The following is a 12952-nucleotide window of genomic DNA, read 5'->3' as shown; positions in this document are numbered from 1 at the left end:
TGCTGTTTCTGACGACAGGCAGACCAATGTTTCTTACACTTTCGGACCTGGGATGGTCCTCTCACTTTGCTGCGCAACACGCGGCTTATCCTTCCTGCACACCTTTTCGCATCACTTCCGTTCATCGGGACCGCCTGATCGGGCTGAACCCGGATGGTGAAGTCCCGTTGCTGACCCTCGATCAATCAACCGGCACCTATGCCGTTGGCGACTGGGTTCTCACCGACGACGACAAACGCGTGCGCCATTTGCTCGACCGGCGCAGCCTGCTGCACCGGCGCGCCGCCGGAACAGGTGCCGCGACGCAACTGATCGCAGCCAATGTCGATGTGCTGATCATCGTCAGTTCCTGCAATGCCGATTTCAATCTGCCCCGGCTGGAACGATATCTGGCGCTTGCGTATCAGGCCGGGTGTTACCCGGTCGTCGTTCTGACGAAGGCCGACAAATCGGCGGACCCTGAAAGTTTCACGGGACAGGTACAATCACTGGACCCGTTCCTGACGGTTCTGGCGATCAACGCGCTGGACCCGGCAGAGGTTGAAAAGGTTCTGTCCTGGTGCCCCAAAAGCCAGACCGGAGCGCTGGTTGGCTCGTCGGGCGTTGGCAAGACGACGCTTGCCAATACCATGACCGGTCAGGATCTCGCCACCTCGGACATTCGCGAGGATGACGCGCGGGGCCGGCACACGACGACCGCTCGGGCACTGCACCGGATGCGCAACGGCGGCTGGTTGATCGATACACCCGGTATGCGCGCGTTGCGCCTGCTGGACGCTCAGGACGGGATCGACGACGTTTTCTCGGACCTTGCCGCGTTGAGCCGGGACTGCCGTTTTTCGGATTGCCAGCACAGCTCCGAGCCCGGATGTGCCGTGCAAAAGGCGATCAGCCACGGCACGCTTGACCCGGCTCGATTGGACCGGTGGCGCAAGCTTCGGCGCGAAGATCAGCGCAACTCAGAAACTGTCGCGCAGTCCCGGGCGCGGGACAAAGCGTTCGGCAAGATGGTCCGTGGCGTCATGAAGGAAAAGAAGCTTCGTAACCGGTGATGGCAGGACGGTGCCCGGCCCGTCCTGCGCCGCGTCTGGTCAGGCGATCAGTCGCGGCCAAACCGCTGCGTTGCGCCGGGCAAATGCTCCGATATGTCCAACCTCAGGCAACCCGAAATCGGCGGGGCTCAGCAGGTGACGGTTGGCATCGGGGCCGTAAAGGTCCGCAAGCCGCCAAACCGCTTCCGGCGGCACCATCTGGTCGTCCTCGAAGGTGAACAAATCCACGGGCGTTCCAGAATCCTTCCACTGCGCCGCAGGTAACTCATGCCCGATTTCAGGCACATAATTCAAAGGCGCGGTACACCATTTGCGCCACTGCCAATAGACCGATGCCGGCAGGTCCGAGCCAAACCCGATCGCCTTTCCGGGAAGGTAGCCAAGGGCTCGGGCCAAAAGCGGAGCATGGCCGTACCAGAACAACCCCGCCAAACCCCGATAGGGCCACGGATGGTCGCTCAGGGTCACAAGCCCCGAACACACACAGATCATCCGGTCAATCAGATCGATATCCGGTTGCACAGGCCCCAACATCGCGCCGACGGAATGGCCGATGGTCCAGTGTTTCGCATTCGGGTATCGCCGACGCATTTCCGCCCGTGCCGCGGGCATGTCGATCAAGGCCCAATCCGCCATGGTCGCACGCGAGTCTTTCAGGCGGCCGGTCAAGGAATGCCCATAATCCCGATAGTCATAGGTCAGGCAGGCCATACCCTTCTCAGCGGCAAGCCATCGTGCGAAATGACGGTAATAATCACGCGGCACACCCGTTGCACTGTTCAGCACGACGACGATTTCGGGCGAAGTCAGCGGGCTATACAACCGGGCAGACAGTGTTTTCTGCCCGGAAGGAAAGCGAAACTCCTCGGTCAATACCGTTTGCTCTGTATCCAACATGATCTCTGGCTTTTCGCTTGGTAAATCCGGTTTCCGAACCTCGACACCCTCGACACTATGCATGAACCTACATCGTATCCAGCATGACCAAGCGTCCGGCCAAAAGATCGGCTTGACTCGATGCGTGCTCAAACGCTAGCGGTTGTGTGATGGTTTCCGGCCTCCACAAGGGGTCGGGATGAAAAGGGAACACGGTGCGGTAATGTCTGGTCATGCAGGCAACAACCAAATCCGCGACTGCCCCCGCAACTGTAAGCGGTAAGCGATGCCAAAACACCACTGGCCCGAAAGGCTGGGAAGGTCGGCAAAGCGATGACCCGCAAGTCAGGAGACCTGCCATCGGAAACGAAACCGAAACTCGGACGGGGTGTCCGGGCAGGTCCTGACGGCATCACGCTGTCCCACCTGTCCCAAATATCCTGTCCACCACGCGCGGAGGGCGCAGGATGATCTGGAAGACAAAAACGCATGAATTCAGTGCAACAGTATGTCAGCGGACGGGCAAAACCTGCCCCGCTTTGGCGCGGCTGGCGCGCTCGATATCCGAAGCCATGACCCAGGCGACCTCGGCCACAAGTGATGATTTCGAGATTGAGGGCAGCAGCGAGCTGTCACATTGCACCGACGGATGTCACGCAGTTTTCAGGGCGCAATCAGACAGCATTCGTGTCTTTTGCGGCACGCAGCCCGAAGCCGCAATTGAGCCCCTGAACCTCTATGCCGAATTGGTCTTCGGAAACACGGTCAGTGCGATGCCATCCGGCGTCGTGCAAACCCCACCCTGCGCGATGATCGAAGTTTCCACGATCCGGCCGCGAAAACCTGTTTGCGCGCCCGCGCAGATTTCAATCTGAGTCCAGACTGACCTGTGCCTGCGCACGCTGCGAGGCCCAGGCCAGTTGCGCATCCGTTTCGACGGCGCAGGGGCGCACCGCCCGCAATCGTTCCAGCGCTGTGTCCGCGCGTTCGCCGCATTCAATCATCAGCCGCAGAACAACCATACCTGACCTGCCACAGCCCCCACGGCAATGCACCAAAACGCGACCTCCTCCTGACAGCGCGTGTCGGGCTGCGGCGCTGACGGACGGCCACGCGTCATCAATCGCCTGTGTCGGCGCTCCGAAATCTTCGATCGGCAGGTGAACCCATCTGCTGGCGCGGCTTTGAATGTCGCTGCCGAAATCCTTCGCCCCATCCTGAAGCATCTCGACATCCGTTGTCATGGATACAACAAGCCCCGGCTGCCAGCCTGCGATCATATCCAGATCGCTGAAATAATCCCCGCCACGTCCGGGCATCGAGGTCAGTGCAAGCGTTCCGCCACCGACTTGCAGGGCGTAGATCACCAACTGCGACATGAAACGTGTCCTCCCCAAAGAACTCTTTACAAAATGAGTCATTAAATCTGCTAACGCAGTTTAGTGCGAAAGCGACTCGTTTCTAAAACAAAAATCATCACACCACGCTGTGGACGCGGGCAACGGTGGCCACTACGCTGTGCCCAAGCCCCGAATCCCAACGAGAAGACATGACAGACAGCTCCAGCCCCGCCTATCAGGTTCTCGCCCGCAAATATCGCCCGGAAACCTTTGCCGATCTGGTGGGTCAGGATGCCATGGTGCGCACCCTGAAAAACGCGTTCGCGGCCGATCGGATCGCGCAGGCCTTCATCATGACTGGCATTCGTGGCACCGGCAAAACCACGACCGCAAGGATCATCGCCAAGGGCATGAATTGCATCGGTCCGGACGGAACCGGCGGCCCCACAACCGAACCCTGCGGTCAGTGCGAACATTGTGTCGCCATCATGGAAGGCCGCCATGTCGACGTGATGGAGATGGACGCCGCCAGCCGCACAGGCGTCAACGATATCCGCGAGATCATCGACAGCGTGCGCTATCGCGCTGCCAGCGCGCGTTACAAGATTTATATCATCGACGAGGTCCACATGCTCTCGACCAGCGCCTTCAACGCGCTGCTCAAGACGTTGGAAGAACCGCCCGCGCATGTGAAGTTCATCTTCGCGACCACTGAAATCCGCAAAGTGCCTGTCACTGTGCTGTCCCGCTGCCAGCGCTTCGACCTGCGCCGGATTGAACCCGAAGACATGATTGGCCTTCTGCGCAAGATCGCCGAATCGGAAAACGCCCGGATCGCCGAAGACGCGCTGGCGCTGATCACCCGAGCAGCGGAAGGATCGGCCCGGGACGCGACCTCGTTGCTGGATCAGGCGATTTCGCACGGGGCTGGCGAGACGACCGCCGATCAGGTTCGTGCAATGCTTGGACTGGCAGACCGTGGCCGGGTTATGGACCTTATGGATATGATCCTGCGCGGCGATGCCGCCGGAGCACTTACCGAGTTGAGCGGCCAATACGCCGAAGGCGCGGACCCGCTGGCGGTGCTGCGCGATCTGGCCGAAATCACGCATTGGGTGTCCGTCGTGAAGATCACGCCTGACGCGGCGCAGGACCCGACGGTTTCTCCGGACGAACGGACCCGGGGCCAACAGATGGCCGAGGCTCTGCCGATGCGGGTTCTGACCCGGATGTGGCAAATGCTGCTGAAGGCACTCGAGGAAGTCTCGGCTGCCCCCAACGCCATGATGGCCGCCGAAATGGCCGTTATCCGCCTGACTCATGTGGCTGATTTGCCCAGCCCCGAAGAACTGATCAAGCGATTGCAGGATACCCCGCCACTGCCGCCGGGCGGGCCCAATGGCGGCGTTTCGATATCCCGACCGGGCGCCGCCGGTCCGGCGCCGGCTGGCGCGGCCCATCCGCCTACCTTCGCATCGCTCTCTCGCGGTGCCGGTGGTGCGCCGGTTGCAGCCTTGGCGCAGGATACCCAAACGGCCCTTGCGCGGTACCCGACCTTCGACCACGTGGTCGAACTGATCCGGACCAATCGCGACGTGAAGCTGCTGGTCGAGGTGGAAAACGGCGTGCGCCTCGTCTCCTATCAACCCGGACGAATCGAATTCACACCAGCCGCCCAGGCACCGGCGGATCTGGCTCCACGGCTGGGCTCTGCCTTGCAACGCTGGACAGGAAACCGGTGGGCGGTCTCGATCGTCTCGGACGGGGATGCACCCACAATTGCAGAAATACGGGACGAGGCCGAGCTGGCGCTGAAATCCGAGGCTGAAAAACACCCTTTGGTTCAGGCTGTGCTGGCGCAATTCCCCAAGGCGAGAATCACCAGTATCGAAACGCCGGAACAACGCGCCGCCAAGGTCGAGACCGAAGCGCTTCCCGAGGTTGAAGACGAGTGGGACCCGTTCGAGGAAGATTGACCTCGCGCCGCCCTTCCCCCCCCGGTTTCAATCGAACACATCCACCCTTGATGTGAGGCAGGGACTTGTGCACATATCCCCTCTGCCTGCATGTCTCAGATCGTTTGTTGCGACATCGGCCAGCGGAAGGTGACCCGTGACAACTCTGATCCGGGTGCTCCCTGGCCATTCAAACCCCGCCCAGAGTTTCTGTGCCCCATTCAATCACTCTCGGTTGCAGACCAAATGCGCGCCAAGGACGATCTGCGCTTGTCGGGCCTGCTGGCAAATTTGGCGTCGCAGATGGGCGGTAGGTTCCTGCTGGCGCCTGCGCCGGTCAACATGCCGGCCGTAACGGTTGAGCCACCCACCGGCGGGAGAACCCTTGTGCCATGTGGCTGCTGCCCGTATCTAGAGCGCAAACGGAGACACAGGAGAATACTATGCTGAAAGGACTCGGCGGGCTTGGCGGTCTGGGCGACATGGCCAAGATGATGAAATCCGCGCAAGACCTGCAAACCAAGATGACCGAGATGCAGGAAGAGCTGAACAACATGATGGTTGTCGGCGAATCCGGTGCAGGCCTTGTCAAGGCAACGGCGACAGCCAAGGGTGAACTCAAAGGTCTGGATATCGACCCATCCATCTTCAACGGCGATGACAAGGAAGTGGTCGAAGACCTGATCCTGGCCGCCATCAAGGATGCCCAGACCAAGGCAGCCGAACGTTCGCAGGAAGAAATGGCCAAGCTGACCGAAAGCATGGGCTTGCCCGCAGACATCAAACTGCCGTTCTGAGCTTCATCTTTTCCAAAATACTCCCGCCGGAGGCTCCCTCCGGCGCAAGACAGGATTGGCCATGAGTTCGAACAGCGACATCGACAACCTGATCGACCTGATGGCCAAGCTGCCCGGCCTCGGCCCCCGCTCGGCCCGACGCGCCGTTCTGCATCTGATCCGCAAACGTGCCCTGCTGCTGACGCCCCTGTCTGATGCCATGCAGCAGGTCGCGATCACCGCCCGCGAATGCCTGAATTGCGGCAACGTGGGCACCACCGATATCTGCGATATCTGCAACGATGAGGCCCGCGCAACCGGCGAGCTGTGCGTGGTCGAAGACGTCGCCGACCTCTGGGCGATGGAGCGCGCCGGGGTCTTCAAAGGCCGCTACCACGTTCTGGGCGGCACGCTGTCGGCGCTGGATGGGGTCGGGCCGGACGAACTGCGCATTCCCCGCCTCAGGGATCGGGTGACAGCCGAGGGTATCACCGAGGTCATATTGGCGCTGAACGCGACAGTCGACGGCCAGACCACCGCGCATTACATCGCCGATCAGTTGGAAGGACAGGTGCGCCTGACTTCGCTGGCGCAGGGCGTGCCGATTGGGGGCGAGCTGGATTATCTGGATGACGGGACGATTACAGCGGCGCTGCGGGCACGGAAGGAAATATAGGTTGATGCTATGTTGACCTTGCGGACCTTGAAGACAGCCGCCACTGTTCTTCTTTTCGTTTTCAGAAATTTGAGCGTTTGATGCGAAAGTTCATTGTAACGGTCTGCGCATTGGTGCTGATTATCGTGATTGGCATGCATCTATTGCTTTTTACACCGTTTCGTTTGCCACCAGAAATCGGAAGAGAGCTGCCTAGCAGTTTTTCCGAGGCTGACAAGGAGTTCGCGCGAAGGATAGCCACTGAGTTCCGCCTGCCGTTAAATGAGCGGGAGCTAGTTCGTAATCTAAAACAGAAGGGGTTCTCCGTCTTTGATGAAAAAGACTACGCCAGTTTTGAATAACAACAGTTTCCCTGCATGCTTTTCTGGCGCGTCTTTTGGACAGACCAAGGTGGAGTTGTCACCGAATTAAAGTCGATGTACGGCGGGTCATGCCTTTAAAACTATTAGCTTCGGCAAATACAGGCATCACAAAGCCAAGCTCTTTTTGTGTTTTTCAGACATGATCAACTTTGGCCATTGAATCAGAAATTTCGCACACAGAGAAAATGCTTGGCAGGGTTCATTTAACTAGTAACGTGGACACCATTCCACTCCTGTACTGGGAAACACAATATGACCCGCCTTCTTGCCCTTACCTTCGCCGCCTTCACCGCAACTTCCGCGCTGTCCCAAGACCTCATTGACAAAGGCTACGTCGAAGGCTGGAACATCATGATGGACCCCGCACTTGGCAACGGGTGCCTGATCCAGACGGTGTATCAGGATCTCTCGGTGGTGCGGCTGGGCTATGACGCGCTGGGCAATCGTGGGTATTTCGCCGTCTACAACAAAGCCTGGGGCGACATTAAACAGGGTGAGAGTTATCCGATCCGCTTTGATCTGGACGGCAAAAGCTATGATGCCACTGCGATTGGATTCAACGAACGCGACGTGCCGGGCGCAACCGTGTTTTTCACCGACCGGAGTTTCGTGAACGCCATCGCCCAGAACAAGACAATGACGGTCTACAATCCGGCAGGTGAGGTGGTGATGGCCATTGACCTAAGAGGGACCGCCAAGGCGCTGGATTATGCGCGGGACTGTCAGAACAAAAAGCTCTAGCGAATCGGATCGAACAGCGCGTCCTTGGCTGTGCAGTCGCGGATCACATCCCGACCGCAGGGGACGGGCGCAAGATCACGGGACAGGCACAAGCGGACCTCTTCGATATAGCCCTGTTTGCAGGTGATCGTGATCATGTCGCGCTCCAATTCTGGGTTGGCCTTCAGGAATGCCTCCTCGACCACCGAAGCCGGCAGTTTGACGGATGAATCCAGCTTGCGGAACACCTCAGGGCGCTTGACCGCTTCATAAGCCCGCCGGGACAAGGCAAAGTAGTCGGATGCCGACAATCCCGAACATGTGCCGTGTTTCTTCCATTGATGCCAAGCAAGGCCGGAACTGCCCTGAATATCCTCCATTTCCCGCGTCATGCGTCGCGAAGGTGGGCTTGCGGGGGTACGGCAGTAGGACGGCCAGCCCTGATGGAACTGTGGCCAAAGCCCGTGCAGTATCCAACCGTGATCATGCCGATCATCACATTGATCCGATCCGCGCGCATCACCTTCGCGCGCGCACCAGTTGGGCGACCAGCTGAGCGACAGAACGTAGTAGTCGAATTCGCCCGCCTTTTCGCCCTCGGCCAGCGCAGCCATCGCACTTAAGACCCACAAAACCAGCCCCATAATCCCTTGGCGCATTCGCCTCTTCCCTTCTTGCCTTTGCGCGACTATATACGGGCCAAGTTCCCCGACAACGGAAACCTGCCCCAAAAACCAAGGGGCCGCCGAATTCCGGCGACGGGACAGATGTATGTATAGGAGACGGGCTGATGGCAAAACCGCTTATGGCCAAGGCAACCGCCGTATGGCTGGTGGACAACACCACGATCAGCTTCAAGCAGATCGCGGATTTCGTAGGAATGCACGAGTTGGAAGTGCAGGGTATTGCTGATGGCGACGTCGCCGCCGGCGTCAAGGGCTTTGACCCGATCGCCAACAACCAGCTGACCCAGGAAGAGATCGACGCGGCGCAGAACAACCCGCTTCACAAGCTGAAGCTCAAGTTCAACCCGTCGGCCGCTGGCGAGGAAAAGCGTCGTGGTCCGCGCTATACGCCTTTGTCCAAGCGTCAGGACCGTCCGAACTCGATCCTGTGGCTGGTCAAGTTCCATCCGGAACTCAGCGACGGCCAGATTGCCAAGCTGGTAGGCACCACCAAGCCCACCATCCAGTCGATCCGCGAACGCACGCACTGGAACATCGCCAACATGCAGCCGATTGATCCTGTTGCTCTGGGTCTGTGCAAACAGTCCGAACTGGACACCGCCGTGCAGAAAGCGGCGGCCAAGAAAGCGGCTGAAGGCGGCGTGATGAGCGATGACGAACGTCGCAAGCTGGTGTCGACCGAGCAGTCGCTGGAAATGGACGCAGCGCCGAAGATCCCGACCGCAATTGAAGGTCTGGAAACCTTCTCGCTGTCCGACGAGCCGTCGGACGAGAAAGACGACGAGCCGATCCTCGACGCAGACAGCTTCTTCAACCTGCCCAAGGGTGGGGCGGATGACGAAGACGAAGAAGATCCTCGCACATAACACGCAAACAGCCTCGGCCATTTCGGCTGGGGCTTTTTTCACGGACTTGCCATGCTGAACGTTCTATCTGCGGTTCTTGGCCCGCATCGCGCCGTCACAATCTATGCCTTTCTGAAAACGTGGGGGCTTGGTCTGGCCGGCGGCGTTGTCATGATTGCCATCGTCACGACATTGTTCCTGCTGGGGGATGAAGGCGAACACGAGCATGAGGCGTTCCTGACCGTCCCGGTACTGTCTGCAACTCCGGTGAACGGAGACCTGAAGAATGGCGTCGTGGCATCGGTCCGCTTGCCGGATGGTTCCGCCACATCGATTACGTCCACGGATGCGCAGATTTCGCAGACAGTGGGCACGACGGCCTGTATCGAAAAGCGCGTATATGTCGAAAGCGGAGAAGCCCGATACCGGTTCAAATTGCCGCGTCTTTGCGACGGCAGTTGATCGACGGAACCGAACGGATAAAAGCCGCCCGATGTGACACCGGGCGGCTTTTGCGTTCATACCAATTGAAAGATGATACCAGCAACGATTGCGCCACCGACGCCCAGGGTCAGATAGGTTGCAAAGACGCGTGGTTTGACCAATGACCAGACCGCGGCCATCGCCGGGATGGAACTGACAGCACCGGCAACCATGAAAGACATGGCAGCACCCGCCGTCATACCTTGCTCCATCAACCCTGCCAGCAAAGGCGGTGCCACGTACGAGTTCAGGTATGCCGGCATACCCACCAGCGCAGCAACGACGATTGGCAGCACGCCTTCTCCGCCAACCACGCCGGCGATCAGGTCGGCAGGCACATAGTTAACCAGCAGAGCCTCAAGCACATAAGCCAGCGCAAGCCATTTCAACAGGAACAGACCGTTGTGCATGAATTCCGAACGGAACCGGACGCAGCGTTCGGGCTCCTGCCAGAATTTCCAGACAGGTTTGTCGTCCATTTTCGGACCACATCCGCAGCATCCGGCGGGCTTGTATTCGCGCAAAGGCTGGGCAAACGCACCTTTGCGCATCAGCAACCGAACCGCGAACCCACCGAACAGGCCAAGCGCAACCGCAGCGACAGCTTTGCCGATGGCAAAGGGCCATCCCAGCGCACCGGCGGTAATCAAAAGCGTCGGCGGATCGATCAAGGGTGAGCTGAGCCAGAACGCCATGACTGCGGACAACGGCGCACCAAGGGCCAGAAGACCCGCGATAAAGGGGATAACCTCGCAAGAACAGAACGGCGCAAGACCACCGAACAAGGCAGCCAGAAAGATCATCCGGGTCTCGCGCCCCTCAAAGGCACGCGCCACCATCACCTCTGCGCCGGTCGCCTTGAGGTAAGACAGCAGAAGCACTGCAAACAGAATATATTGCCCTGTATGCGCCAGAGCCTTGGCTGCGAATGTCACCACCCCGGTCAAGTTTCCGGGATCCAGGATTGCCACCGCCACAAGAATGACGACGATCAGCGTCCAGGGCGTCTTGATCAGGTCCAGCACCCCTTTGGCAGTCATGCGCGGGTTCTGTGTCAACTCAGCCATCGTTCGCAGCCTTTCCAACTTCGTCGGCGCAACACTCGCTGAGAATGAATTGCGCAAGATTTCTCAATTCGTCGTAACTGGCGCGGTTGATCGTGGTGCGACCGACCTTTTCCTGTTCGACCACACCACCGGCCGCAAGAAACCGCAGGTGATGGGCCAGTGTCGAAGGGGCAATCCCTGTCCGGTCCTGTATCTCGCCAACGGTCAATCCGGCTTTGCCAGCCCGGACCAGCGTCTTCAGGACTTTCAGCCGGGCTTCAGAGCCCATGGCAGAAAACCCCGCAGCAGCAGCTTCCCACATCCATTATCTCCACTAAACTAGATTTTTAGTTATTTAGCTCGAAGGGGATCTTCGGTCAACCCTGCTGACAAAAATTCGTGACTGCGATGTAAGTCCAGATTGCCCCGCCCTTAAGTCCACCCTATAAGCAGGCATGGGGATTTCGGTCGATACATTCTTTCTTGAACTCAATGGTCAGGGCACATTGCAGGCCCAGATCCAGCAGATGATTGCCGAAGGCATCTTGTCGGGTCGCTTTCACGTCGGAGAAAAACTCCCTTCGTCACGCAAACTGGCCGCGCATCTGGGGGTCAGCCGAATAACGGTGACATTGGCCTACACCGAACTGTTGGCCAATGACTACCTGACGGCCAAGGGGCGGTCCGGGTACTACGTATCGCAAAACGCACCTGTCCCCCCCAAGTATTCACCTGTCCAGCGCGGCACCGAATCCGTCGACTGGGACAAGGCACTGGCACGCCGCTTTCTGGACAGCGACGTTCTGCCAAAACCCAGCGACTGGCGAGAGTACCGTTACCCGTTCATCTACGGGCAGGCTGACCGAACCTTGTTTGACCACGCCAATTGGAGGTTATGCGCCGTCCGCGCGCTGGGGCATAAAGATTTCGATTCACTGACCGGAGATTACGTGGATCTGGATGATCCGTTGTTGATCGAGTTTATTGCCCGTCACACTCTACCACGCCGTGGCATCGCGGCCCGCCCCGAAGAGATCTTGATCACTCTGGGCGCGCAGAACGCGCTCTGGCTGGCATCGCGCATCTTGCTGACCCACAATCGCACGGCCGTCATAGAAGACCCATGTTACTATGCGCTGCGCAGCCTTCTGAACCATTGGGACTGCGCGGTCACGCCCTTGAGCGTGGACCGGGACGGTCTGCCTCCCGAGGCGATTCCCGACGAAGCGGACGTCATCTTTACCACCCCCAGCCATCAAAGCCCGACGACCGCGACGATGCCGATCGACCGCCGCAACCAATTGCTGGATCGAGCACGCGAACTCGACGCGATGGTCGTCGAGGACGATTACGAGTTTGAGATGGCCTTTCGGGGTGCGCCTTCGCCGGCGCTGAAATCCATGGACCGGGATGGCCGCGTGATTTACGTCGGCAGTTTTTCCAAGTCGCTGTTTCCAGGGCTGCGACTCGGGTACATGGTCGGCTCGGAACCTTTTATCCGCGAGGCACGTGCGCTGCGCTCATTGGTCCTGCGCCACCCACCAGGCCACATTCAACGCACGGCGGCGTATTTCCTGTCGTTGGGCCACTACGACGCGCAAATTCGGCGTATGTCGAAGGCCTTGCAAGAGCGGCGCGACGCGATGGACAAAGCCATCGCGGAAAGTGGGCTGACCGTGGCTGGGCGGGGTGTGATCGGCGGCTCTTCAATGTGGATGTCAGCCCCTGAGCATGTCGACACAACTCAACTGGCATTAAGACTGCAAAACCAGGGTGTTCACATTGAGCCCGGCGCACCGTTTTTCTCGGGGCCCGACAGGCCACAGAATTTCTATCGCTTGGGCTATTCCTCCATTCCAACAGACCGCATCGCGCCCGGCGTGAAACTGATCGCAGATGCAATTCGGGCCGTTTAAGCCTCATCTGGACCTAATCCGGCTTTCGTTTTGGCCCTAACGCAGGTCGCACCCTTGCGCCAAAACCATATCAAACGCCGGGCACAGTGCCCGGTTTCACTCACTCTTGTTTGGAGAGCACCCACATGAAGATGACGACGGAAGAGGCGTTTGTTAAGGTTTTGCAGATGCACGGGATCGAGCATGCGTTCGGGATCATTGGATCTGCGATGATGCCGA

General features: G+C 59.0%; 15 protein-coding genes and 1 riboswitch. Of the genes, 10 read left to right on the top strand and 5 right to left on the bottom strand.

Annotated elements, in window-relative coordinates:
* The first annotated feature begins 26 nt into the window (after positions 1-26).
* A complete protein-coding gene (rsgA, locus tag ACR0DJ_RS19540; RefSeq protein ID WP_480686073.1) occupies positions 27-1052 on the top strand; it encodes a ribosome small subunit-dependent GTPase A in 1026 nt (341 codons plus the stop codon).
* A 39-nt stretch (positions 1053-1091) separates the two neighbouring features.
* Here rsgA and ACR0DJ_RS19535 read toward each other — a convergent pair whose 3' ends face one another.
* A complete protein-coding gene (locus tag ACR0DJ_RS19535) occupies positions 1092-2012 on the bottom strand; it encodes an alpha/beta hydrolase family protein (RefSeq protein WP_480686072.1) in 921 nt (306 codons plus the stop codon).
* 70 nt (positions 2013-2082) lie between these two features.
* A riboswitch (cobalamin riboswitch) is annotated at positions 2083-2304 on the top strand.
* A gap of 91 nt (positions 2305-2395) precedes the next feature.
* On the opposite strand from ACR0DJ_RS19535, the gene ACR0DJ_RS19530 reads away from it, so the two are divergent.
* A complete protein-coding gene (locus ACR0DJ_RS19530) occupies positions 2396-2803 on the top strand; it encodes a hypothetical protein (protein WP_425080275.1) in 408 nt (135 codons plus the stop codon).
* On the opposite strand, the gene ACR0DJ_RS19525 is transcribed toward ACR0DJ_RS19530, so the two are convergent.
* Positions 2795-3307 carry a protein-tyrosine phosphatase family protein gene (locus ACR0DJ_RS19525; RefSeq protein ID WP_170347291.1) on the bottom strand — a complete coding sequence of 171 codons (513 nt, stop codon included), beginning with the start codon at positions 3305-3307 and terminating at the stop codon, positions 2795-2797. The genes ACR0DJ_RS19530 and ACR0DJ_RS19525 overlap by 9 nt on opposite strands.
* A gap of 170 nt (positions 3308-3477) precedes the next feature.
* On the opposite strand from ACR0DJ_RS19525, the gene ACR0DJ_RS19520 reads away from it, so the two are divergent.
* The 5 genes from ACR0DJ_RS19520 (at position 3478) to ACR0DJ_RS19500 (ending at position 7778) form a co-directional block, all read left to right on the top strand.
* Positions 3478-5244, top strand: a complete 1767-nt coding sequence (locus ACR0DJ_RS19520) for a DNA polymerase III subunit gamma/tau (RefSeq protein WP_425080276.1) — start codon at positions 3478-3480, stop codon at positions 5242-5244.
* A gap of 422 nt (positions 5245-5666) precedes the next feature.
* Positions 5667-6020, top strand: a complete 354-nt coding sequence (locus ACR0DJ_RS19515) for a YbaB/EbfC family nucleoid-associated protein (RefSeq protein ID WP_170347293.1) — start codon at positions 5667-5669, stop codon at positions 6018-6020.
* Between the two features lie 61 nt (positions 6021-6081).
* Complete coding sequence (recR, locus tag ACR0DJ_RS19510; RefSeq protein ID WP_170347294.1) at positions 6082-6675, top strand: recombination mediator RecR; 594 nt, start codon at positions 6082-6084, stop codon at positions 6673-6675.
* 80 nt (positions 6676-6755) lie between these two features.
* Positions 6756-7016, top strand: coding sequence for a hypothetical protein (locus tag ACR0DJ_RS19505; protein WP_170347295.1), 261 nt, complete (start codon positions 6756-6758; stop codon positions 7014-7016).
* A 273-nt stretch (positions 7017-7289) separates the two neighbouring features.
* A complete protein-coding gene (locus tag ACR0DJ_RS19500) occupies positions 7290-7778 on the top strand; it encodes a hypothetical protein (RefSeq protein ID WP_425080277.1) in 489 nt (162 codons plus the stop codon).
* Here the strand turns inward: ACR0DJ_RS19500 and ACR0DJ_RS19495 are convergent.
* Positions 7775-8416, bottom strand: coding sequence for a ribonuclease T2 family protein (locus ACR0DJ_RS19495; RefSeq protein ID WP_425080278.1), 642 nt, complete (start codon positions 8414-8416; stop codon positions 7775-7777). The genes ACR0DJ_RS19500 and ACR0DJ_RS19495 overlap by 4 nt on opposite strands.
* Before the next feature lie 131 nt (positions 8417-8547).
* Between ACR0DJ_RS19495 and ACR0DJ_RS19490 the strand changes: the two genes are divergently transcribed.
* Together ACR0DJ_RS19490 and ACR0DJ_RS19485 are read left to right on the top strand one after the other, a co-directional pair.
* Entirely contained in the window at positions 8548-9309 is a 762-nt protein-coding gene (locus tag ACR0DJ_RS19490; protein WP_209835527.1) for a DUF1013 domain-containing protein, read from the top strand.
* A gap of 51 nt (positions 9310-9360) precedes the next feature.
* Entirely contained in the window at positions 9361-9750 is a 390-nt protein-coding gene (locus ACR0DJ_RS19485) for a hypothetical protein (RefSeq protein ID WP_209835528.1), read from the top strand.
* A gap of 56 nt (positions 9751-9806) precedes the next feature.
* On the opposite strand, the gene ACR0DJ_RS19480 is transcribed toward ACR0DJ_RS19485, so the two are convergent.
* Together ACR0DJ_RS19480 and ACR0DJ_RS19475 are read right to left on the bottom strand one after the other, a co-directional pair.
* Positions 9807-10838, bottom strand: coding sequence for a permease (locus tag ACR0DJ_RS19480; RefSeq protein WP_480686071.1), 1032 nt, complete (start codon positions 10836-10838; stop codon positions 9807-9809).
* Complete coding sequence (locus ACR0DJ_RS19475) at positions 10831-11139, bottom strand: ArsR/SmtB family transcription factor (RefSeq protein WP_170347301.1); 309 nt, start codon at positions 11137-11139, stop codon at positions 10831-10833. The genes ACR0DJ_RS19480 and ACR0DJ_RS19475 overlap by 8 nt, the downstream gene beginning before the upstream one ends.
* Before the next feature lie 133 nt (positions 11140-11272).
* Between ACR0DJ_RS19475 and pdxR the strand changes: the two genes are divergently transcribed.
* Positions 11273-12733 (top strand): MocR-like pyridoxine biosynthesis transcription factor PdxR, encoded by a 1461-nt coding sequence (gene pdxR, locus ACR0DJ_RS19470; protein WP_171725098.1) that lies wholly within the window; start codon positions 11273-11275, stop codon positions 12731-12733.
* Positions 12734-12952: the final 219 nt, after the last annotated feature.

The sequence above is a fragment of the Ruegeria sp. BF10 genome (assembly GCF_056538725.1).
The sequence above is the reverse complement of the archived record's forward strand: the minus strand, read 5'-3'. Positions and strand labels throughout refer to the sequence as shown.

Bases quoted from the DNA above. Each gene is read 5' to 3' on its own strand.
- rsgA (WP_480686073.1), top strand. From the start codon at position 27: ATGTTTCTTACACTTTCGGACCTGGGATGGTCCTCTCACTTTGCTGCG.
- ACR0DJ_RS19535 (WP_480686072.1), bottom strand. From the start codon at position 2,012: ATGCATAGTGTCGAGGGTGTCGAGGTTCGGAAACCGGATTTACCAAGC.
- ACR0DJ_RS19530 (WP_425080275.1), top strand. From the start codon at position 2,396: ATGATCTGGAAGACAAAAACGCATGAATTCAGTGCAACAGTATGTCAG.
- ACR0DJ_RS19525 (WP_170347291.1), bottom strand. From the start codon at position 3,307: ATGTCGCAGTTGGTGATCTACGCCCTGCAAGTCGGTGGCGGAACGCTT.
- ACR0DJ_RS19520 (WP_425080276.1), top strand. From the start codon at position 3,478: ATGACAGACAGCTCCAGCCCCGCCTATCAGGTTCTCGCCCGCAAATAT.
- ACR0DJ_RS19515 (WP_170347293.1), top strand. From the start codon at position 5,667: ATGCTGAAAGGACTCGGCGGGCTTGGCGGTCTGGGCGACATGGCCAAG.
- recR (WP_170347294.1), top strand. From the start codon at position 6,082: ATGAGTTCGAACAGCGACATCGACAACCTGATCGACCTGATGGCCAAG.
- ACR0DJ_RS19505 (WP_170347295.1), top strand. From the start codon at position 6,756: ATGCGAAAGTTCATTGTAACGGTCTGCGCATTGGTGCTGATTATCGTG.
- ACR0DJ_RS19500 (WP_425080277.1), top strand. From the start codon at position 7,290: ATGACCCGCCTTCTTGCCCTTACCTTCGCCGCCTTCACCGCAACTTCC.
- ACR0DJ_RS19495 (WP_425080278.1), bottom strand. From the start codon at position 8,416: ATGCGCCAAGGGATTATGGGGCTGGTTTTGTGGGTCTTAAGTGCGATG.
- ACR0DJ_RS19490 (WP_209835527.1), top strand. From the start codon at position 8,548: ATGGCAAAACCGCTTATGGCCAAGGCAACCGCCGTATGGCTGGTGGAC.
- ACR0DJ_RS19485 (WP_209835528.1), top strand. From the start codon at position 9,361: ATGCTGAACGTTCTATCTGCGGTTCTTGGCCCGCATCGCGCCGTCACA.
- ACR0DJ_RS19480 (WP_480686071.1), bottom strand. From the start codon at position 10,838: ATGGCTGAGTTGACACAGAACCCGCGCATGACTGCCAAAGGGGTGCTG.
- ACR0DJ_RS19475 (WP_170347301.1), bottom strand. From the start codon at position 11,139: ATGTGGGAAGCTGCTGCTGCGGGGTTTTCTGCCATGGGCTCTGAAGCC.
- pdxR (WP_171725098.1), top strand. From the start codon at position 11,273: ATGGGGATTTCGGTCGATACATTCTTTCTTGAACTCAATGGTCAGGGC.